General features: G+C 61.4%; 21 protein-coding genes and 1 pseudogene. 12 read left to right on the plus strand and 10 right to left on the minus strand.

Translation table 11 applies throughout. The annotated features are described in order from the left end of the window. Position 1 precedes the first annotated feature (1 nt). The 6 genes from HFO71_RS23505 to HFO71_RS23530 all read right to left on the minus strand — a co-directional run bounded on the left by HFO71_RS23505 (position 2) and on the right by HFO71_RS23530 (position 7181). Complete coding sequence (locus HFO71_RS23505; protein WP_131665533.1) at positions 2 to 1924, minus strand: HAMP domain-containing methyl-accepting chemotaxis protein; 1923 nt, start codon at positions 1922 to 1924, stop codon at positions 2 to 4. Positions 1925 to 2194: 270 nt separating this feature from the next. Continuing rightward, positions 2195 to 3904 (minus strand): methyl-accepting chemotaxis protein, encoded by a 1710-nt coding sequence (locus tag HFO71_RS23510; protein ID WP_077979539.1) that lies wholly within the window; start codon positions 3902 to 3904, stop codon positions 2195 to 2197. Between the two features lie 31 nt (positions 3905 to 3935). Further along, the gene (locus tag HFO71_RS23515) at positions 3936 to 4445 is read right to left on the minus strand and encodes a chemotaxis protein CheW (protein ID WP_017962036.1); all 510 of its coding nucleotides are present in this window, start codon (positions 4443 to 4445) and stop codon (positions 3936 to 3938) included. Continuing rightward, entirely contained in the window at positions 4442 to 6490 is a 2049-nt protein-coding gene (locus tag HFO71_RS23520; RefSeq protein ID WP_131665534.1) for a chemotaxis protein CheA, read from the minus strand. Before HFO71_RS23520 ends, HFO71_RS23515 begins: the two co-directional genes overlap by 4 nt. Then, positions 6487 to 6855 (minus strand): response regulator, encoded by a 369-nt coding sequence (locus tag HFO71_RS23525; RefSeq protein ID WP_003552634.1) that lies wholly within the window; start codon positions 6853 to 6855, stop codon positions 6487 to 6489. Before HFO71_RS23525 ends, HFO71_RS23520 begins: the two co-directional genes overlap by 4 nt. Next, complete coding sequence (locus HFO71_RS23530) at positions 6852 to 7181, minus strand: STAS domain-containing protein (protein WP_077979537.1); 330 nt, start codon at positions 7179 to 7181, stop codon at positions 6852 to 6854. Before HFO71_RS23530 ends, HFO71_RS23525 begins: the two co-directional genes overlap by 4 nt. A 342-nt stretch (positions 7182 to 7523) precedes the next feature. Here HFO71_RS23530 and HFO71_RS23535 point away from each other — a divergent pair, with 342 nt between their 5' ends. Beyond that, complete coding sequence (locus HFO71_RS23535) at positions 7524 to 9266, plus strand: chemotaxis protein (RefSeq protein WP_221968366.1); 1743 nt, start codon at positions 7524 to 7526, stop codon at positions 9264 to 9266. Between the two features lie 134 nt (positions 9267 to 9400). Here HFO71_RS23535 and HFO71_RS23540 read toward each other — a convergent pair whose 3' ends face one another. Both HFO71_RS23540 and HFO71_RS23545 read right to left on the minus strand, forming a co-directional pair. Next, positions 9401 to 10483, minus strand: a complete 1083-nt coding sequence (locus HFO71_RS23540; protein WP_077979535.1) for a tetratricopeptide repeat protein — start codon at positions 10481 to 10483, stop codon at positions 9401 to 9403. A gap of 10 nt (positions 10484 to 10493) precedes the next feature. Beyond that, positions 10494 to 11147, minus strand: coding sequence for a thiamine phosphate synthase (locus tag HFO71_RS23545; protein ID WP_003542828.1), 654 nt, complete (start codon positions 11145 to 11147; stop codon positions 10494 to 10496). Positions 11148 to 11254: 107 nt separating this feature from the next. Between HFO71_RS23545 and HFO71_RS23550 the strand changes: the two genes are divergently transcribed. After that, positions 11255 to 12019 (plus strand): sulfite exporter TauE/SafE family protein, encoded by a 765-nt coding sequence (locus HFO71_RS23550; RefSeq protein ID WP_221988436.1) that lies wholly within the window; start codon positions 11255 to 11257, stop codon positions 12017 to 12019. A 167-nt stretch (positions 12020 to 12186) separates the two neighbouring features. Then, positions 12187 to 12447 (plus strand): ArsR/SmtB family transcription factor, encoded by a 261-nt coding sequence (locus HFO71_RS23555; protein ID WP_003552646.1) that lies wholly within the window; start codon positions 12187 to 12189, stop codon positions 12445 to 12447. A gap of 206 nt (positions 12448 to 12653) precedes the next feature. Here the strand turns inward: HFO71_RS23555 and HFO71_RS23560 are convergent, their stop codons facing one another. After that, positions 12654 to 12827: a YdcH family protein gene (locus HFO71_RS23560; protein WP_003542831.1), complete on the minus strand. Its 174-nt coding sequence runs from the start codon at positions 12825 to 12827 to the stop codon at positions 12654 to 12656. Between the two features lie 229 nt (positions 12828 to 13056). Here HFO71_RS23560 and HFO71_RS23565 point away from each other — a divergent pair, with 229 nt between their 5' ends. From HFO71_RS23565 to HFO71_RS23600, 9 genes and pseudogenes are all read left to right on the plus strand, one after another. Next, positions 13057 to 13260, plus strand: a complete 204-nt coding sequence (locus HFO71_RS23565) for a YdcH family protein (RefSeq protein WP_003542832.1) — start codon at positions 13057 to 13059, stop codon at positions 13258 to 13260. A gap of 18 nt (positions 13261 to 13278) precedes the next feature. Then, entirely contained in the window at positions 13279 to 13773 is a 495-nt protein-coding gene (purE, locus tag HFO71_RS23570) for a 5-(carboxyamino)imidazole ribonucleotide mutase (RefSeq protein ID WP_011653459.1), read from the plus strand. Next, the gene (locus HFO71_RS23575) at positions 13770 to 14846 is read left to right on the plus strand and encodes a 5-(carboxyamino)imidazole ribonucleotide synthase (RefSeq protein ID WP_221988438.1); all 1077 of its coding nucleotides are present in this window, start codon (positions 13770 to 13772) and stop codon (positions 14844 to 14846) included. The genes purE and HFO71_RS23575 overlap by 4 nt, the downstream gene beginning before the upstream one ends. 163 nt (positions 14847 to 15009) lie before the next feature. Then, entirely contained in the window at positions 15010 to 15135 is a 126-nt protein-coding gene (gene ykgO, locus HFO71_RS23580; protein WP_003542835.1) for a type B 50S ribosomal protein L36, read from the plus strand. 110 nt (positions 15136 to 15245) lie between these two features. Further along, positions 15246 to 15881: a tetratricopeptide repeat protein gene (locus HFO71_RS23585; RefSeq protein WP_132612268.1), complete on the plus strand. Its 636-nt coding sequence runs from the start codon at positions 15246 to 15248 to the stop codon at positions 15879 to 15881. Positions 15882 to 15994: 113 nt separating this feature from the next. After that, positions 15995 to 17071: an alpha/beta fold hydrolase gene (locus HFO71_RS23590; protein WP_168256356.1), complete on the plus strand. Its 1077-nt coding sequence runs from the start codon at positions 15995 to 15997 to the stop codon at positions 17069 to 17071. A gap of 27 nt (positions 17072 to 17098) precedes the next feature. Continuing rightward, positions 17099 to 17237 (plus strand): annotated as a pseudogene (locus HFO71_RS35900) (helix-turn-helix transcriptional regulator); the annotation flags it as partial. Positions 17238 to 17361: 124 nt separating this feature from the next. Further along, positions 17362 to 19098, plus strand: coding sequence for a gamma-glutamyltransferase (gene ggt / locus HFO71_RS23595; protein ID WP_221977690.1), 1737 nt, complete (start codon positions 17362 to 17364; stop codon positions 19096 to 19098). A 155-nt stretch (positions 19099 to 19253) separates the two neighbouring features. Then, positions 19254 to 20228 (plus strand): threonine ammonia-lyase, encoded by a 975-nt coding sequence (locus HFO71_RS23600; protein WP_077979529.1) that lies wholly within the window; start codon positions 19254 to 19256, stop codon positions 20226 to 20228. Positions 20229 to 20283: 55 nt separating this feature from the next. Here HFO71_RS23600 and HFO71_RS23605 read toward each other — a convergent pair whose 3' ends face one another. Next, positions 20284 to 21093, minus strand: a complete 810-nt coding sequence (locus tag HFO71_RS23605) for an SDR family NAD(P)-dependent oxidoreductase (protein WP_221968363.1) — start codon at positions 21091 to 21093, stop codon at positions 20284 to 20286. Positions 21094 to 21216: the final 123 nt, after the last annotated feature.

Consider the following 21216-nt stretch of genomic DNA (forward strand, 5'->3'; position numbering starts at 1 on the left):
CCTATGCGCTTTCACGGAACTCGTCATCGGTCGTATCGGGACCGCCCATCGACATATCGAGGGCAAAGCCCTTCACGCGGGCCTGCTGGCCGGCGACCGTATTGGCAGGCGCCTTGCCAGCCGGTTTGCGCGGTGCGGCCGGAGCCCGGTTGCGAACGGTGAGTTTTGTAGCCGGTGCGCGCTCGCGGCGCCCGCCTGCCATGTCGACTCTGAAGAAAGCAATCGACATCTGCAGCTCTTCAGCCTGGGAGGCGAGTTCCTCCGAGGTTGCCGACATCTGCTCGGAGGCTCCGGCATTCTGCTGCGTCACCTTGTCAAGCTGCTGGATAGCTTCGTTGATCTGGGCCGCCCCGATATCCTGTTCGCGGCAGGCAGCACTGATCTCGGAAACGAGTTCCGCCGTCTTGCGGATGTCGGGCACCAGGCGGCCGAGCATTTCGCCCGCTTCCTGGGCCGCGGTCACCGTATCGCTCGACATTGAGCTTATCTCGGCGGCGGCCGACTGACTGCGTTCAGCAAGCTTGCGCACTTCGGATGCAACGACTGCGAAACCCTTACCGTGCTCACCGGCACGAGCGGCTTCAACGGCGGCGTTGAGGGCGAGAAGGTCGGTCTGGCGGGCGATTTCCTGGACGATGCCGATCTTCTGGGCAATCGTACGCATGGCGTCGACAGCGCGGGAGACAGCCTCGCCACTGGCTTCCGCATCCCTGGCCGACTGACGGGCGATCTTTTCCGTCTGCGCGGCGTTGTCGGCGTTCTGCTTGATGTTCGACGCCATTTCCTCCATCGAGGCGGACGCCTCTTCGGCGGAAGCCGCCTGTTCGGTGGCGCCCTGCGACACCTGCTCGGAGCTTGCCGAAAGTTCCTGGCTGCCGGAAGAGACGTTCTCGGCGGCCGAGATCGCATCGGCGACGACGCCGCGCAGGCGTTCGACCATCTGTTCGAGCGCGATACCGAGTGCATCCTTGTCGGAGAGCGGCTTTGGAGACACCGTCAGGTCGCCGTTCGCGATCTGATCGGCGATGCCGGCGGTGGTCCGCAGGTTGGAGATCATGCTCTGCATCGCGATGCCGAGCGTATCCTTGTCCGAAAGCGGCTTGGCATCGGTGCTGAGGTCGCCCATGGCAATCTGATCGGCGAGTGCTGCCGTGGCGCGCAGATTGGCAGTCATGGCATTGACCGTATTGATGAGATCCTTGATCTCGTCATTGCTCTTGACATCGACCTTCTGGTTGAGGTCCCCGATCGCGACTGCGTTTGCAACAGTCGTAATCTTCCGCAGGCCGTTGTTGATGCCGAGCGTGATCCACAAGGCGGCGCCGAGTGCGACAAGCACGGCGATGCCGGAAGCGGTGGCGAGGATCAGCTTGGTCGAGTTATAAAGGTCGGTATTCGAGTGATCGGTCGCCTGCATGCCCTTGCGCTGGATCTCGGTAAGGGCGGCGATCGCATCGCCCATGTCGTTGGTCATCGCCCGGAGATCACCGAGTGAAAGCGCCAGCGCGCCTGATTTGTCGCCCTTAACATCAAGTTGCTGCAGCTCGGCGGATTTTTCACGGAATTTCTCGCCGACCGTCCGCAGCTTTTCCCAATGGGGCTTGCCTTCCGGCAAGGCGATCGCAAGGCCGCCATCGACGGCGTCGAACATGGCCTGTAGATTCTGATCAGCTTCCTTGTAGAAACCGGCAGCCACGTCGGTATCCGTGGAAAGCAGAGCGTTCTTCTGGGCGCGGATGGCATTGACTTCGGCAACATTGGCGTTCAGCGCAAGTTCAAGGCGGCGCATCGGGCCGGCGATCATATTGCCGCTTGCCTCGTTCAAGGTGCCGAGGCTCAGGCTTCCATAAACCGCGATGCCGATCAGCAGCAGCGTCATGATGCCGAAGGCAAGACCCAGCTTGAGTTTGATGGTGAAACGCATGTGATACCCCTATTTACGGTCAAAACGAATGGATAGAGACACGTCCCATCGGTGGGGCGTCGAGCTTGAAAGTGATGTGTCTGAAAAGGGGGAAAGCGACTACATTCACTTCCCGGCAGCCGGACATCTATCGATCGCAGCGCCAACGCCTACATGCGTTGGGGGATATTCCCACCTCGGGCCACCGGAACAGCCCGAGGGATCACATGGCGAAAGCGTTCGGGTGCTTTTGCCAGGGGGAGCGCTTATGCACTTTCCCCAGGGGAGCGCCTATGCGCTCTCCCTAAAGTCGTCGTCGCCGGCGTCTGGACCGCCCATCGACATATCGAGAGCAAAGCCCTTGAGACGCTGCTGCTGAGCCGAAACCGTCTGGCCACGGCCTTGGCCGATAGCCTGCTGCGCGGGCTTGCGGACAGCGGCTGGGGCCTTGATCACCTTGGTCGAAGCTTTTGGCTGCGCCTTGTAGGCGCCGGGCCGTGCGCTGCCTGCCGTATCGACCTTGAAGAAGGCGATCGACGTCTGCAGCTCTTCGGCCTGGGAGGCGAGTTCCTCGGAAGTTGCCGACATCTGCTCGGAAGCGCCGGCATTCTGCTGCGTCACCTTGTCGAGCTGCTGGATCGCTTCATTGATCTGCGAGGCGCCGATATCCTGCTCGCGGCAGGCGGCACTGATTTCGGAAACGAGTTCCGCCGTCTTGCGGATGTCGGGCACCAGACGGCCGAGCATGTCGCCGGCATCGGCGGCAGCCTTGACCGTATCGGTCGACATCGCGCTGATTTCGGCGGCAGCCGACTGGCTGCGTTCCGCAAGCTTGCGCACCTCCGAGGCGACGACCGCAAAACCCTTGCCATGTTCGCCGGCACGAGCAGCTTCAACGGCAGCGTTGAGCGCCAAGAGATCGGTCTGGCGGGCGATTTCCTGGACGATGCCGATCTTCTGGGCGATCGTGCGCATCGCGTCCACGGCACGCGTCACCGCTTCCCCGCTCATCTCCGCATCCTTGGCCGACTGGCGAGCGATCTTTTCGGTCTGGGCGGCGTTATCGGCGTTCTGTTTGATGTTGGCGGCCATCTGCTCCATCGAGGCGGAAGCCTCTTCGGCGGAAGCCGCCTGCTCGGTGGCACCCTGCGATACCTGTTCCGAACTCGCCGAAAGCTGCTGGCTGCCGGAAGAGACATTGTCGGCGGCCGACAGTGCGTCGGCAACGACGCCGCGCAGACGTTCGATCATGGTATTGACGTTGCCCAGAAGTTCGCCGATTTCGTCACGGCTGGTGATATCGGCCATCTTCGTCAGATCGCCTTCGGACACTTCCCGAACCACGGCGTTGGCACGGCTAAGGCCCTTGCTGATCGTGCTGGCGATCCAGAATGCGGTAATCGCAGCAACCAGCAGAGCAACAGCTGCCACCGCCATCATCATGGTGCGTGTGGCCGCATACTGCGCGTCGGCATCATCGTCGGCGGCCTTCATGCGCTGCTTTTCAAGTGCCAGGATTTCGCTAAGCGTCGAGTCGATATCGTTGACAGCGGCCCGCGCCGCCGTCACGGAGACGGTATTTGCGCCTTCTGCGTTGCCTGCCTTCACGTAGTCACGAATCTGATCGTCGGCTGCCGTGAAGCTCTTGGAAAGTTCGGCAATACGAGCCCAGCGCGCCTTGCCTTCTTCGGTTGCCAGCGCCAGTACCTGGCCGAAGGCATCTGTGAAGTCCTTGCGGGCCTGATTGCCCTTGGCGATCGCACCTGCGGTTTCGTCGGCAGTGCGGGCAGCGAGCAGGTTCTTCTGCTGGCGGATGGCCTCGAGCTGAGCAATGTTGATTTGCTGGGCGAGGTCGAGACGGGCTGCGGGACCGGCGAGAAGATTGCCAATCGTGTCGTTCAGCGATCCTAGGCTGAAAATGCCGTAGGCAGCGGTGCCCATAAGCATGAGGATGATGAAAGTGAACGCCGTCACCAGTTTTGTCTTGATTGTCAATCGCATCGGTCTAACCCCAATTTGAACTCAGCCGACATCAGCTGGCGGCTCCCGCCGCGTCGTGCCTCGATGAAAAGATCGCCTGCAGATTGGGGAGAATGATGAATTCTCCGCCCCTCTTCACCAGGCAGTTGATGTAATCGGCGCGCCAGCGCATGCCGACGCTCGGTGGCGCCTCGCTGGCGGATTTTGCAAGCGTCGTCACCTCGTTCACCTTATCGGTCCTGAGGCCGACGAGCGTCGGCTCGCCCTGCAGATCGATCTCGATGACGATGAACCGGCTGTCGATCGTCGCCTCTGCTGCTTCCATCCCGAAGGCGAGACGCAGATCGGCGAGCGGAATGACCTTGCCGCGAAAGTTGATGACGCTGGCGACGAAGGGCTGGCTGCCCGGCACCGCGGTCTCGGGAAGCAGATCCAGGATTTCCTGGACGATGACAGCTTCCAGCGCGAAGGTTTCGCCGTTGAGATCGAAGGTCAGGACCTCGACTTCCTCGGCATAGTTCCAGTGGTTGTCAAATCGTTCGGCTGCTGCTGTTGCACTCATCCTGCTACACGCAATTGCGCCTCCTGTTGCTGACCCGCGGCAACCAGGTGCCCGACGTCGAGAATGAGAGCGACGCTGCCGTCGCCGAGAATGGTCGCGCCCGAGAAGGTCGCGACGTTGTTGTGCAGCTTCGACATCGACTTGATGACCGTCTGGTGGTCGCCGATGATCTGGTCGACGACGAGGCCGACGCGCTCCGTGCCGGTCGAGATGACGACGACCTTCTGATGCACGTCGGGCTTGGTGCCGGTGCGGAAGAGATCGCGCAGGCGCAGGAACGGCACCAGGCTGTCGCGCAGCGAGATAAAGCTGCGGCCGCGCGAGCGCAGATCTTCCTCGAGCGACAGCTCGAGGCATTCCTCGACCGCCGAGAGCGGGATCACGTAGCGGCCGGCGCCGACACGCACCAGCAGGCCATCGATGATGGCGAGCGTCAGCGGGATGCGCAGCGACACTTCCGAACCCTGTCCCGGCACGCTCACGATGTCGATCGCGCCGCGAAGCGCTTCGACCGTCTTCTTGACCACGTCCATGCCGACGCCGCGGCCGGACAGATTGGTGATCGCCGCCGCCGTCGAGAAGCCGGGAGCAAAGATCAATTGCAGCAGCTCGGAGTCGGAAAGCGGCTGGCCGGGCTGGATGAGGCCGGAGGATTCCGCCTTGGCGCGAACGCGTTCGCGATTGATGCCGCGGCCGTCGTCCTTGATCGAGATGATCACCTCGCCGCCGGCTTGACGGGCCGAAAGCGTCACCGTACCGGCTTCGCTCTTGCCGGAGGCAAGCCGGTCAGCCGGCGTTTCGAGGCCGTGATCGATTGAGTTGCGCACCAGATGCACCAGCGGATCGGCCAGACGCTCGATGACGGTTTTATCGACTTCGGTGCTCTCGCCCTCCGTCACCAGCTCGATCACCTTGCCGGTTTCGCGAGCGAGATCGTGAACGAGGCGGCGGAAACGGGAGAAGAGGGTGGCGACCGGCACCATGCGCAGCACCATCATCGTGTCGCGCAATTCACCGGAGAGACGTTCGATCTCTTCCGAGACGGAGCGCAGTGCGATATCGGTGCTGGCGCTGGCGAGCTGGCTGAGGCGCGATTGCGCGATGACGAGTTCTCCGACGCGGTCCATCAGCTCATCGAGACGTTCGGCCGGAACGCGGACATTCTCGGCCGCCTTCGCCTGGCTGACGGCGGCGGGCACTTCGCGCTTGACCGGAACCGCCTCGACGGGACGGAACTCCGCGACAGTGGTCGGTGAAACGGGGGCCGCCGATGCTGCGGCGACAGGGGCAGGTGCAGCCTTTTCCTCGACCGGAGCGGCGGTTGCCGCTGCCGACGCGTCGATCTCCTCGACGCTGAGTTCCATGTCATCGAGCACGAAGATGAAGACGTCGTCGATCGCCGAGCGGTCCTGTTCGCTGGTCAGCGTCACGTCCCAGGAAATGTGGAGTTCCGTCGGAGCCAGCGCGTCGAGGGGCGGAATGGCCGAGGTGTCGGCGCGCACGGTGCATTCGCCGAGATCGCGCAGCTCGTCCAGCAGGCCGAGCGGGTTGGTGCCGTTGGCCATCGAATTGGCGGGCAGGCTGAAGCGGACGCGCCAGCTGTTCTTCTTCTTCTTCGCCGCTGCGTCGCGCACGGCTGCGGGTACGGAAACAGCGGCCGGCGCTGCTTCCTTGCCGCCGACGGCAGCTTGCAGCTGCGCCAGAAGTTTATGCCCGATATCGCCGTGATCGGCGTCCGGCTGGTCGACCAGGGCCCGCATGTGGTCCTGGGCGGCGAGAACGGCGGCGACGAGTTCGCTGGTCGCCGCGACCTCGCCCTTGCGGACACGGTCGAAGGCCGTTTCGCAATGATGGGTGAAGGCGGCAAGCGCCTCGAAACCGAACATCGCGCCGGAGCCCTTGAGCGTGTGGAGGCCGCGGAACACGGCGTCGACGAGATCCTTGTTGTCGAGCTGGTGGGTCAGGTCGAGAAGACCGGCCTCGATCGCTTCGAGGCATTCGGCGGCTTCGGTGCGGAATACGGCAACCGGATCGAGCGTACTCATCGTCCGAGAACCTTCTTCACGATCTTCACCAGGCTTTCCGGGTCGAACGGCTTGGTCAGCCAGCCTGTGGCGCCGGCGGCCTTGGCACGCGCCTTGAGATCGGCGTCCGATTCCGTCGTCAGGAAGATGATCGGAACACCGGCCTGCGCCGGCAGCTTGCGCAGTTCCTCGATCATCGTCAGCCCGTCCATGACAGGCATGTTGAGATCGGTCACGATCAGATCGAAGCTGCTTCCCTTAGCCGTCGCCAGGCCCTCTGCCCCGTTGACCGCCTCGGTGACGCTATAGCCGGCATTGGTCAGCGTGACCTTGGTGGTCAGACGGATGCTGGCGGAATCGTCGACAGTCAGGATATTTGCACTCATAACGTCACCTCTTTATGCAACCAGAAATTTGCGTCTTCGTGATCGAAGGATTCGATGAAACCTGCGCGTTCAAGTACCTTCAGGACAGAGCCGCTGGCTGGCGAAGAAAGTTTGAACGTCTTTCCCTTGGCTTTTGCTTGGCGGCGCGAGGATTCGATGAGTTGAACGAAACTCAGATCCGCTTCCGCGCCTTCGGGAATGCTGACGATGATTGTATCATTGCTGCGAAATTCATCAGTAACCTTTGAATATAGTTCGGGAATGTTGCGAATATTGAGCACGTCCGGCAAAATTATAGATTCGTAATATTGTTTTTGAGTATCCAATGCAGCCTCCTGGGCCAGGGAAATACTTGATGACCCTAAAAGGACTCTCACGGCAGCGTTAATGCAGAGTAAACAGCGGTTGTAGGAAACTGCCGTATAGCGCGTTCCGCGACTCCCAATTCTCATCCGGGATAAGTTATATTTTTTCCTCAAAATTTAGAAACAAATAAAGTAAAAACAGCATGTTGAACTGCCCCGCGCGACAGTGACGCTTTCACCGGCACCCCATCGACATCTTTCGTTAATCACAACGCTGGCGAGTCCCGGCGCGTTTACCGGACGTTTCCATCCTGCTCGTAAAAATAGAGTCGAATTGCCTGTATTTTGAGAAAAGGTATAAAATTGGCATACGCTCTGGCACCATCGAACGCTGTAGCCTACACGTCAGGGCGGGACATCAGCCAGACCCTGGAATCTGCTCGTAGCGAGGTCGAGGAACGTTTCCTCGAAGGCGGCACCGTGTTGCTGTCGGTGATGGATGTCCTCAACCGTCTGTTGAACTCGCTCGAGAGTGTCACCACGGCGCTCGATAACAAGGAGGCGAGCGACACCAGCGCCGATCTCCGCGCCACGGTGGAGAGCCTGATGGCGCTGCCCGTCACCGAGGAAAACCGGCAGCAGGCGCTGGTCTCGCTGGCGCATACCGGCAGGGAACTGCGCAAGCACGTCGCCGATATGCAGGAGACGATGCGTTACCTGAGAACCTTCGCGGTCACCGTGAAGATCACCGGTGCCGGCCTTGCCGAATTCGCCGGCTTCGCCCAGGAGATCCTGGAGCGCATCTATTCCGGCACCGATGAGGTCAATCGTTTCGCCACGCACCTCGACAGTCTCGACAAGGAGGTCAAGCTCGCCGCCTCCTTTGGCGCCGGTGTTTCCAAGAGCTATGCCGATACTGTTCCGGCCGTCGCCGGAGCCCTGCGCGATGATGCCGCCAAGATCGCCGGACACCGCAAGGATCTCGGCGTCATCGCCCGCGAGGTCGGCGCAATTGCTCGCGCCGTCCAGGGCAAGGTCGCCTCGACGCTGTCCGCCCTGCAGATCGGCGATATCACCCGCCAGCGCATCGAGCATGTGCAGGCTACCTTTTCGCTGCTTGAAGATTTCTTTGCCGGCGAAGATGGCGCCAGACTCGACGCCGGCGCGCGCCAGCGCCTCCAGAACGTCATTCACCATCTGACAGCGGCGCAGATGAGCGACATGTGCGCAAATTTCCAGCGGGAGTCTGAACACGTCGTCAAGACTATCGCGAGTTTCGACCACGACATGCGGGAGATTCTCAAGCTGCGCGATCAGATGAGCGGTCAGAGTGGCGAGGCCGGCGGCAACTTCATGCGCGCGCTGGAATCCAGCGTTTCGGCCGCCCATGAAATCGTCAAGCAGGTCGATACGGCAAGCCGCCAGGCCGACCAGGTGAGCCAGTCGACGATCGGTACGGCAGCCAAGCTCTCCGAAGCGATCGGCAACATCCGCGCCGTCAAGACCGACATTCACTATATGGCGTTGAATACCAACCTGCGCTGCAGCCGGCTCGGCGAGGAAGGCAGGTCGATCAACGTCGTCACCGCCGAGCTGCGCATCTTCGCCGGCAAGCTCGACGATTCCGCCGACGCCATCGTCAACGGCCTACCGGCGCTCGAAGCTGCGGCCGGGCGCGTCGCCCCCGCCACGGATGCCGGAGCCGGCAACCTCGGAGAAAGCCTGACGTCGGCCGTCGGCAACATCCGCTCTGCAGCCAACGTGATGGAAAACGAGCTGAAGGTGCTCGCCGAGAATGGTCGCGAGGTCGCCACCAAGATCAGCCTGCTGATCGGCAAGCTCGATTTCCAGCATAATCTGGGGGAAGTCCTTGCCGGCTGCGCCGATATGCTCGAAGGCGTCGTCGGCACCGATGTCGCCGATATCTCCGATCTCGCAGAGACGATCGCACCGCTCGACCGCAAGATCTTCAAACACTATACGATGGTCCAGGAGCGCAGCATTCATCGCGGCATCATTCCGGCGAGCGAGGACAGCACCTCCGCTCCCGCCGAAACCGCCAAAGCCAAAAACGATGAAGACCTCTTCGCCGATGCGCTTTTTTAGGTTGGACCGCTACAGTGCCGCACGTCTTTTCAGACGCGCGAAGGATGCTGTAGCCGCATGATGCCTAAATCGATCAGATTTAAGGGACTATGCAGGAGCCCGTCCGCCTCGTCGGCCGGGTCGCCAAGCGGCCGCTATCGCCGCCGAAACTTGTTGGCGGCGTCGATCGCCGCCTTCTGCTGGGTGTCCTCGATGCCGAGGTAGAAATCCTCGAGCGCCGGATCGGCGAGCCCGGCCCGGCGCGACAGCACGTACCACTTCGCCGCCTCGATCGGATTGGGCGCCGTGCCGATCGCGTTGATATAGAGATGGGCGAGCTTGTTCTGCGCGGCGACATTGCCGCCATTGGCGGCAAGTTTCAGCCATTCGAAGCCCTTGACGTAATCCTTTGGCCCGCCGACGCCGTTGACGAACCAGATACCGAGATCGAGCTGGGCCGTGTCGAAGCCGGCGCGCGCGGCGCGTACCATCCATTCGCGGGCGAGCTTCTTCTTTTCTTCCGGCAGGTCCTTCAGCGTCGCATAGATCTGCGCCACGGCGTATTGCGAATCGGCAATGCCCTGCTCGGCCGATTTCTCATAGAATGGCAGCGCCAGCTTCAGTCCCTTTTCGCCGGGATTGTCGGCGATGAGAAGCTGTGCCCAGTTGAATTCCGCCGAAGGATTGCCCGCCTCGGCCGCCTTGTGCATGTAGTCGTCGGCCTTGACCTTGTCACGCGGCACGCCCTCGCCTTCCATCAGGATCAGCGCATATTTAAACATCGCCGCCGCGTCGCCGCCTTCGGCCGCCTTGCCGTACCAAAAGGCAGCGTTCTTCACGTCCTTCTTGACGCCGAGGCCCTGCGAGAGGATTTCGCCGATCAGCGTCTGCGCCGCCGGATCGCCGAGCTGGGCGCGCGGCAGCGCCTTGTCCATTGCCGTCAGGTAATAACCGCGCTGGAAGGCGCCGTAAGCCTCGTCGATCGGCCCCTTGTAATCCTTCTCCGGCGGCAGGTCCGGCAGCTTCGCGCCCATGCGGTCGAATACGCCGACACCATCGGAGGGTTGCACGCCCGGGCTGGAAGGCCGGTCGGTGCGGAAGGTCGAAGCCGGTCCCGTACCCGGCTGACTGATGACGCTGTCCGGCACCTGCGCCATGGCAACATTCGGCCCGGCCGCAAGGAAGGCGGCCATACCGGCGAGGAAATATTTCAAAAGACGGGCGGGCGGGATCGGCATGAGCGCGATTTCAATCCTCAAACCGTGGCGCTTTTTCGTCAAGCAACGCATTGATCTCGGCAACGATAGCCGGCGCCCGGGCGGGCTCGGCGAAAACCGCCAGCCGCATCGCCACGAACTCCGCTCCGGTCTCGGCGACGGCGAGCGCCGAGGCTGGATCGGTGCCGCCCATGACGATGCAGGGGATCTCGATCATCGAGGCCCACCATTCGCCGAGCGCCAGGTTCTTCGGATGCGCCTCCGGCTTGATGTCCCCGTCGAGCTTGCCGAAGAAGATATAGTCCGGCCTGACTTCGCCGATCTCCAGCGCATGGTGCCGGTCAGCTGCGTTGCCGCCGCCGACGATCAGCTTCGGCGCATGTTTGTCGATCGCCTCCGAAAGGGCCTCAGCATTGCCGGAAAGGTGCAGGCCGTCGGCCTTCGCCCGGCCTGCGACACGGCTGTCACCCGCAATCAGCGCGGCGGCGCCAGCGTCCTGGATCAGCGGCACCAGCTTTTCGGCATGTTTCTGGAAGGTGCCGTCGTCAAGCCCATATTGCGGCACGATCACCGAAGCGACATCGCCGCCCTTCAGCGCGTCGGCGACGATCTTTGCCTGTTCATCGGCATCGGCGATATCGGCTACGATGAGCACAAGGCGGCAGCGGTTTTCCGGTTCGGTCATGGGGTCTTTCCGTTTCCTGCGAATTCCCCTTCGAAATGTGGGATCCGCACTCGTTTTGTGTGAGTAGTTCCGTTAGACGAGGCTTGCAAGAGGAGGACGTCGAAAGCATGCCGCAGGATTTGTCATTCTACTACGCCGCCGTGCCCGCCGTTCTGCTGGTGGGCCTCGCAAAAGGCGGCATGGGCGACGCTTTGTCGCTGATCGGCTTGCCCTTTCTCGCCCTCGTCGTCTCGCCGGTCGAGGCGGCCGCCATCCTGCTGCCGATCCTGGTCTTCATGGACATGATTTCGCTTGTCATCTGGCGCAAGCATGGCGACTGGGCGACGCTGAAGATCATGCTGCCAGGCGCCTTCATCGGCATTGCGCTGGGCTGGGCGACCTCGGCGCTGGTTCCGGGCAACATGCTGCGTATCGTCATCGGCGCGGTGACCATCCTCTTCTGCCTGCGCTATTTCTGGAGCAATTTCGGCCCGGGCGCCGGCAAGGTGGTGCCGCCGCGCAGCCAACGGCCGGTGGCCGCCAACCTCTGGGGCACATTTTCCGGTTACGGCAGCTTCGTCGCCCATGCCGGCGGCGCGCCCTTCCAGATCTATGCCCTGCCGCTCAAATTACAGCCACGTGAATATACCGGCACCAGCGTGCGCTTCTTCGCAATCCTCAACGCCATCAAGCTGATCCCCTATTTCGCGCTCGGTCAACTCGGCACCCAGAACCTTGCGACCTCCGCAACGCTTCTGCCCTTCGCCCCGCTCGCCACCACCGCCGGCGCCTGGTGCGTGCGCCGCATGAAGCCACAGATCTTCTATCCCTTCATGTATGCAATGGCGCTGATCGCCGCCTTCCTGATCGTGCGCGAGGGCCTTGGCTGGTAAGAGGCCCTACAGCGCCGCGCGTCTCTTCAGGCGCGCAAAGGACGCTGCAGCACTTTGAATTGCTGCATAATTCCTTAGATCGATCTCGATTTAAGGAATTTTGCGGCAACACGCTGCAATGCACAATTTCCTTGCTGGTGCCGCCGGTTTGACGTAGCGTTCCCGCCATGTCGAACACGGACCCTTTCTCTGCGATTGCCGATCCGAACCGGCGGTTTCTGCTGGAGGAATTGCGTCGCGCGCCACGGACGGTCAACGAGCTCGCCGAAGGCCTGCCGATCAGCCGTCCTGCTGTTTCGCAGCACCTGAAGGCGCTTCTCGACAGCAATCTCGTTTCCGTGACCTCGGAAGGCACCAAACGCATCTATGCAGTCAATAACCGTGGCTTCGACAAGCTCAATTTGTGGCTGGATCAGTTCTGGGCCTGATGCATGTTCCCGTAAGATCTGGGGATACGATGCGAATCATAAGGATGCGATGTGAGACGTGACAGACGCAAAAGCGCCAGCCACGATGCCGGATGCATCGGACTGGCGCAAATATGGTGTCAAATCACCGGTTCTTGCAAATTTTTGGTGGAATGGATGGATTTACCTTGTTGCGCAAGATGATCGCCCGGCGACCCTTGGGAAGATTAGTGGACGGATGACTTAAGACGCTGAATCTCGTCCTTGATGCGCAGCTTGCGGCGCTTGCATTCGGCAAGTTCCGTATCGGAAATAGAGGGAGATGTTCTGAGCGCGTGCAACTCCTCCTCGAGAGCGACATGCTTTTTCTGGAGTGACTCAAGATGAGCTTGAACAGTCATATGACCCTTCCTTCCTCTTACCCTCCCCGGCCAACATCGTCGGGGATCAAGGTGTCAACGGGCGGGACTGTGACATATTTTTGACGGCTTGTCGAAGGCCAAAAGATGAAGACTGCATGGCAATTTCATGATCGAGACTAACTAGCCGTTACCTGTATTTGGTGATAGGAGCTTGCGGAAATCATCGCCAGATCGGACAAGGTCCAAGGACGATAAACGGGGAATGTATATGGCCGATCAGGAACAGGCGGAAATCAGGCTCATAGTGGCGCGCCTGCGCCAGGAGCACGAGGATTTCGACGCCGCGATCAACGCCATGATTCAGACCGGATGCGATGCTCTGCGGATCCAGCGCATGAAAAAGAAGAAGCTCGTTATCAAGGACAGGCTCTCCAAGCTGGAAGATCAGATCATCCCTGACATCATCGCCTGAGAGGGAATAGCAGCAACGATGACAGACAGACCACCCGTCGCCATCATCATGGGCAGCCAGTCCGACTGGGAGACCATGAAAAACGCCGCCGACACGCTGGAGGCGCTGGAAATTCCCTATGACGCGCGCATCATTTCGGCGCACCGCACAGTCGACCGGCTGGTCAATTTCGCCAAGGGCGCACGTGCGGAGGGCTTCAAGGTCATCATCGCCGGCGCCGGCGGCGCCGCCCACCTGCCGGGCATGACCGCCGCAATGACGCCGCTGCCGGTCTTCGGCGTGCCGGTTCAATCAAAAGCTCTGTCCGGCCAGGACAGCCTCCTTTCCATCGTGCAGATGCCGGCCGGTATTCCCGTCGGCACGCTCGCCATCGGCAAGGCCGGCGCAGTCAACGCCGCCCTTCTCGCCGCCGCCGTGCTTGCCCTTTCCGACGAAGAAATCGCCGACCGGCTCGACGAATGGCGCGAGCGCCAGAGTGCTGCCGTCGCCGAATACCCGATGGACGATCTATGACGGCGAGAACGATCGGCATTATCGGCGGCGGCCAGCTCGGCCGCATGCTGGCCATTGCCGCCGCCAGGTTGAATTTTCGCACGGTCATCCTCGAGCCGCAGGCGGACTGTCCGGCCGCCCAGCTCGCCAACCGGCAGATTACCGCCGCCTATGACGATCCCTTGGCACTGGCCGAACTCGCCGATATCTGCGACGTCGTCACCTACGAATTCGAGAACGTGCCCGTCGCAGCCGCCGAAACGCTCTCGGCGAGCGTGTCCGTCTATCCGCCGCCGAAGGCGCTGGAAGCCGCCCAGGACCGTCTCGTCGAAAAACGCTTTCTCAATGGGTGCGGCATAACCACTGCCCGCTTCCATGCGATCGACAGCCAGGCCGATCTCGAGACGGCACTGAAGGATTTCGGCGACCAGGGCGTGCTGAAGACCCGCCGTCTCGGTTATGACGGCAAGGGCCAGAAGGTTTTCCGCTCGGCCGCAGACAGTCCGGATGGCGCCTATGCAGCACTTGGCGGCGTGCCGCTCATCCTCGAAAGCTTCGTGGCCTTCGAGCGTGAGGTCTCGATCATCGCCGCCCGCGCCCCCGACGGTACGGTCGTCTGCTTCGATCCCGCCGAGAATGTCCACCGCAACGGCATTCTCCACACCTCGACGGTTCCCGCTGCGATCTCGGCGCCGGCAGCGGACGCCGCGCGGCAATCGGCCGAGAAAATCCTTGCTGCATTGAACTATGTCGGCGTCATCGGCATCGAATTCTTCGTACTTGCCGATGGCGGACTGATCGCCAACGAGATGGCGCCGCGTGTCCACAACTCCGGTCACTGGACGGAAGCCGCCTGCGTCGTCAGCCAGTTCGAGCAGCATATCCGCGCCGTTGCCGGCCTGCCGCTCGGCAATGCCGAGCGCCATTCCGACTGCGTCATGCAGAACCTGATCGGCGATGATATCCTTGCCGTTCCCGACTGGCTGCGGCGCCCCGATACGCTGGTTCATCTCTATGGCAAGACCGAGTGGCGCCCCGGCCGCAAGATGGGCCATGTCACCACCCTGACGCCGAAATCGCCGGTTTTGGCCTGAGAAAACACCCCTGCGCCTTGGGAAAAACACCTTCATGTGGTTGACACGGAAAAGGTGACGGGGTATCTGCTCCCCACCTAAACAGCGCGCCCGATGGCGCGCTTTTGATTGTTAAAGATACGGGCGAATGTGAATTCCCCCATAGAGATCGCGGATCAGAAAAATGAAGATCAAGAATTCGCTCAAGTCGCTCAAGGCTCGTCACCGTGACAACCGTCTGGTTCGCCGCAAGGGCCGCATGTACATCATCAACAAGCTGAACCCGCGCTTCAAGGCTCGTCAGGGCTGATTTCGCGCGTCGGATCGCCCTGCGTATGAGTTTGCGCGGGCATATATATCCGGTGGGTCGCTGCGGTGATCACGTCAAATTTGTTTGATCTTCGGCGCTGGCGGGCTAATATGTCCGCCATGCGCTTTTTTGCTTTGACATCAGCGGCGCTGCCGCTCGCTCTCATCCTGTACGCCTCCACCTTTCCGGCTACCGCCGCGGAGCAGCCGGCCGCCACGGCGAAAAAGGACGTCATCGTCGAGCAGACGGATGCCAACAATTCGCCGAAGCAGCACCTCGACCAGCTCTTCAGCCAATTGAAGCGTGAACGCGATCCCGAAAAGGCCAGCGGCATCGCCAATGAAATCCGCATGGAATGGAACGATTCCGGTAGCGCCACCGTCAATCTGCTGATGCAGTGGGCCGACAAGGCGATCGAGGAAAAGCGCAATCCCGCGGCCCTCGATTTCCTCGATGAGGCGATCGCGCTGAAGCCCGATTATGCCGAAAGCTGGAACCGCCGCGCCACGCTGAATTTCGTCATGGGAAATTATCGCAAGTCGATGTCCGATATCGAACGTGTGCTCGATCTCGAGCCGCGCCATTTCGGCGCTCTCTCCGGCATGGCGGCGATCCTCAGCAATTCCGGCAACGACCAGCTGACCTTGAAGGCGTGGGAGCGTTTTCTCGATATCTATCCCGCCGAACGCACCGCCCAGGAACAGGCCAACACGCTTGCGGAAAAACTTGCCGGCAACCGCATCTGATTCCCGGTCAGCGATCTTGACGTCGGATCACGCTGCACAATTTTAGAATAGAGAGGGAACGATGTGGCGGTTGTCCGCCGCAGGACGTCCCGCAATTATCGCTCGTTGAGATCATGCTTGCAGAAGTTTCCGCTCTTCTCGCCCCGCTCGCCGCAGCCATCGGTTATTCCACTTATAAGGCGCGGCAATTCGAACACGCCTATCCGAATATTGGCGAACTGACGGATGTCGGCGGTTACTGCATGAATGCCGTCCACGTCGCGCGTCCCGAAAATGCGGATCTGCCGGCGCTGGTCTTCATTCACGGCGCCAGCGGCAATCTGCTCGATCAGGTCGTTGCCTTCCGCGCCGCACTCGAAGGCCGGGCGGAAATGCTCTTCGTCGATCGCCCCGGTCATGGCTATTCCGAACGCGGCGGCCCTGAGAACGCCGTCCCCTCCGGCCAGGCCGATGCGATCGCCAGACTGATGGAGAAGCGCGGCATCGAGAAGGCGATCATCATCGGCCATTCCTTCGGCGGCGCGATCACCGCCGCCTTTGGCCTGCGCCATCCTGACAAGACTGCCGGCCTGCTCTTCCTCGCGCCCGCCACCCATCCCTGGCCGGGCGGCATCGACTGGTACTATCATGTGGCGACCGTGCCGATCGTCGGTTGGCTCTTCAACCATGCGATCGTCGTGCCGCTTGGGCTCAGCCGGCTGGAGCGCGGCACGCTGAATGTCTTCCGTCCCAATCCTCGCCCGGCCGACTACATCGAAAAAACAGGTCCGTCGCTGGTGCTGCGTCCCAGCGCCTTCCACAACAATGCCGCCGATTTCAAAAGACTGCTCGACTATGTGAAGGAGCAGTCGCTGCTTTATTCGCAGATCACCGCGCCGACCGTCATCATAACGGGCGACCGCGACGAGATCGTTTGGGAACACCTGCATTCGCGCGGCCTTGCCCGCGATATATCAGGCTCCGAGCTCATTACCGTCAGCGGCGTCGGCCACAAGCCGGATTACCTCGCAACCGATGTCGCCGTCGCCGCCATGGAGAAGATATCAGGTAAGCCGCGCGACCTGCAGGCGATCGCCCGCAAGGCCGAAGAGAGGCTTGCCGCCACCTCACGCGATCGGACGGTCGCAACCGCGCCGTCGCTGGCGCCTGCAGCGCCGCGTGTCTTTTCCGACGCACAAAGGATCCTGTAGCACGTTGAATTGTATAACTATGCGGCCCAGGGCCGCATGTCCTTCGACCGGCGGCCTGACGCCAACCCAGCCGGCGAAGATAAAGCTCATCGTCGATACGCCGCTCGATAACGCCGACACCAACCGGAAACTCGCCGAACTGCTGACGCTTTGGGTTTTGTTTTGACGCATGTCGTTGTCGCAAACCGCTGCATAAGTTTGCATGACATGCTTTAAAGCCAACCCCTTGCATTGCCTCGGGCCCAGGCAGTCCCATATGTTTTTCCATCATGTCCATAGGAGGGGAAATCATGGGCCGTCTGCATATCGGGATGATCTCCGTCATATTAGCATTGTCGCTGAGCCTGACCTCGGCTTTTGCCGCCTCGCCTGCGCCCGTCGAAGCCGAACACGGCATGGTCGTCACCGCCCAACATCTGGCGACCGATGTCGGCGTCGAGGTGCTGAAAGGTGGCGGCAACGCTGTCGATGCAGCGGTCGCCGTCGGTTACGCGCTGGCGGTCGTCTATCCCTCGGCCGGCAATCTCGGCGGCGGCGGCTTCATGACCATCCGCCTGAAGGATGGCACTAAGACCTTCCTCGATTTCCGCGAACGCGCGCCGCTTGCCGCCACCAAGACCATGTATCTCGACGCCAAGGGCGATATCGTGCCGCGTGCCAGCCTCGACGGTTATCTTGCCGTCGGCGTACCCGGCTCCGTCATGGGCTTCGAGACCGCGCGCGAGAAATACGGCAGCAAGTCGCGCGAAGAACTGATCGCGCCGGCGCTCCGCTTCGCCAGGGAAGGCTTCACGCTGGAACAGGGCGACGCCGCAAGTTTCGCCGCCTACGCCAAGCGCCTCGCCAAAGATGAAGCCGCGGCAAAGATCTTCCTGAAAGCGGACGGCAAACCTTATGCATCAGGCGAAAAACTCCAGCAGCCGGATCTTGCCACAGTCCTTGCAGGCATTTCCGAAAAAGGTCCCGACGCCTTCTACAAGTCGGCACCCGCCGAGGCGATCGTCAAGGCGAGCCAGGCCAAGGGCGGCATCCTCGCCAAGGAGGATTTTGAGCAATATGCCGTGCGCGAGCTGAAGCCGATCGAGTGCAATTACCGCGGCTACGACATCATCTCCTCGCCGCCGCCGTCTTCCGGCGGCGTCATCATCTGCGAGATCCTCAACGTTCTGGAAGGATATCCGCTTTCCTATCTCGGCTATAACTCGGCCGAAACCGTGCACATCATGGTCGAGGCGATGCGCTATGCCTATGTCGACCGCAATGCTGCACTCGGCGATCCCGATTTCGTTGAGAACCCGATCACAAAGCTGCTCGACAAGAAGTATGCTTTGGAGATCGCCGCCAAGATCGACCCTTACAAGGCCGGCACCTCGGCGAACCTGAAGCCGCTCGGCGGCAAGGAAAGCACCGAGACCACGCATTATTCGATCATCGACGACGAGGGCAATGCGGTCGCCGTCACCTATACACTGAATGGCTCCTTCGGTGCCGCGGTCGTAGCGCCCGGCACCGGTGTGCTGCTCAACAACGAGATGGACGATTTCACCTCCAAGCCCGGCGTGCCGAACCTCTACGGACTGGTGCAGGGCGAGGCCAATGCCATCGCCCCGAAGAAGACGCCGCTCTCCTCGATGAGCCCGACGATCGTTACCCGGGACGGCAAGCCTTTCATGGTCATCGGCAGCCCCGGCGGCTCGCGCATTATTACGATAACGCTGGAAGCAATCCTCAATGTCGTCGATTTCGGCATGGATATCAGTCAGGCGGTCAACGCCCCGCGTCTCCACCACCAATGGCAGCCCGACAAGGTCTTTCTCGAACCTTATGCACTTTCGCCGGATACGGAAAAGACACTCGCCGCCATGGGCTACAGTTTCGATGGCGGCAATGACACGCCGCAATGGGGCCAGGCCGCCGGCATCCTCGTCGGCGGCAAGAGCCTTGCCGCCATCGCTAAGGGCGGCGGCGCCCGGTATAACGGCGCCATGGACAGCCGCGCAACGGAAGGGTCTGCAAGCGGCTACTGACCCTTCGGGATCGCCTGATCAAACGGTCGGCGGAAGCGCAACGCGGCTCGAGAAGCAGCGGTGGCACCATTCATGTTACCGTGACAAAGTCGCCGTTCACAATTGGCCTGCCGCGCCCTATGCATGGGCGAACCCGCAAGCAGAAAGATTCCCGAATGGCCAGCATTGAAATGATTGTCGCAGCCCGCGCCCGTCTGCGCGGTCATGCAAGGCGCACGCCGCTTCTCTCCTCTCCTTTTTTGAATGAGATTGCCGGCCGGCGTCTGTTCGTGAAAGCGGAATGTCTGCAGCATTCCGGCTCGTTCAAGTTTCGCGGCGGCTGGTCGGCCGTCTCCGGCCTCGATGCTGCGGTGCGTTCGAAGGGCGTCATCGCCTTCTCCTCCGGCAACCACGCCCAGGGCGTTGCGCTTGCGGCCAAGCTGCACAATATCCCCTCCGTCATCATCATGCCGAGCGATGCGCCGAAGCTGAAGATTGCCAACACCCGCGCCTTCGGCGCCGAAGTGGTGCTCTACGACCGCGTCAATGAGGATCGCGACGAGATCGGCGCCAGGCTTTCGGCCGAGCGCGGCCTGACGCTGATCAAGCCCTTCGACGAACCGCTGGTCATCGCCGGTCAGGGCACGACCGGTCTCGAAATCTCCGAACAGGCGGAAGAGGAAGGCGTGACATCAGCCGAAGTTCTCGTTCCCTGCGGCGGCGGCGGATTGACCTCAGGCATTGCGCTCGCCCTCGAAGCGAGCGCCCCCGGCTTTCGCGTCCGCCCCTGCGAGCCCAAGGATTTCGACGACACCACCCGCTCGCTCGCCTCCGGCAAGATCGAACGCAACACGTCGGTATCAGGCTCGATCTGCGATGCAATCGTCACGCCGCAACCCGGCAATATCACTTTCCCGATCCTCAAGCGTCTCGCCGGCGCCGGCATCGTCGTCACCGACGAGGAGGCACTGCACGCCATGGCGCTCGCCTTCACACGGCTGAAGATCGTCGTCGAGCCCGGCGGCGCCGTGGCGCTTGCCGCCGCCCTCTTCCATGGCGACGCCCTGGAAAGCGACACGATCGTCGCCGTCACCTCGGGCGGCAATGTCGATGCCGATATCTTCGCCATGGCTCTGGAACGGTTCGGCTAAATATCGTTGCAAATGAACGCCGTTGACCATCCGCAGCAGTAGCAGCGGATGGTTTCTATCTTTTAAGGCAGGCGATCTTGTAGCGTTTCGCCGGCACGCTGCGAGACAGGTTCGGCATCAGCGCCTCGCGCGCCTGCTCATAGGCGGCAAGCAGACCGGCATCCTCGAGCGACGGAATGGTCGCGAATTCGCCCTGCCCGAGGCCTGCGAGCGACGCATCGACCATATCCTCCGCCGACATCACGATCTCATTGGGCAGGTGTTCGACTGGCGTGCCGGCAATGCCCCAGAATTCCGTTGCCGTGGCACCGGGCAGAACTGCCTGGATGCGAATGTTCTTCTCCGCCAGCTCATGCTTCAGCGATTGGCTGAAGGCGAGCACGAAGGCTTTCGTACCGCCATAAACGCCGTTCAAGAGTTCCGGTGCGATCGCGACAATAGACGCAATGTTAATGATCGTACCGCCGCCACGCGCAACGAAGCCAGGAACAGCGGCATAGGTCAGCCGCATCAGCGCCGTGACGTTGAGTTCGATCATTTCCTGCATCTTGTCGACATCGGCGGCAAGCAGCGGCGCCGTCCCGCCGAAACCGGCATTGTTGACGAGAAGCGTGATGCTCCGATCTTCCTTCAGCACGCGTTCGACGCGAGCTAGCCCGGCCCTGTTGCCGAGATCGGCGACGACAGTCTCGACGGTCCGTCCGGTCTCATCACTCAACCGACTTGCCAGCGCCTGCAGCCGCTCGCCGTTGCGGGCGACGATGATGAGATCGTAACCCTGCTTCGCCAGCCTGTGGGCATAGATCGCGCCGATGCCCGTGGATGCGCCGGTTACCAGAGCCGTGCCCTTATGTTCCTGTGTCATGATCCGTCTCCATGAATACGCCGGCCCGATGCCCTGCGCTTGAGGAGAGTTTTACGTCCGATTGCGAATGTCTCAAATGTCATATATACCACCTTTCAGGACATAATCATTTCAGGACGCGAT

The sequence above is a fragment of the Rhizobium laguerreae genome (assembly GCF_019778565.1).
Classification (GTDB): Bacteria; Pseudomonadota; Alphaproteobacteria; order Rhizobiales; family Rhizobiaceae; genus Rhizobium; species Rhizobium laguerreae.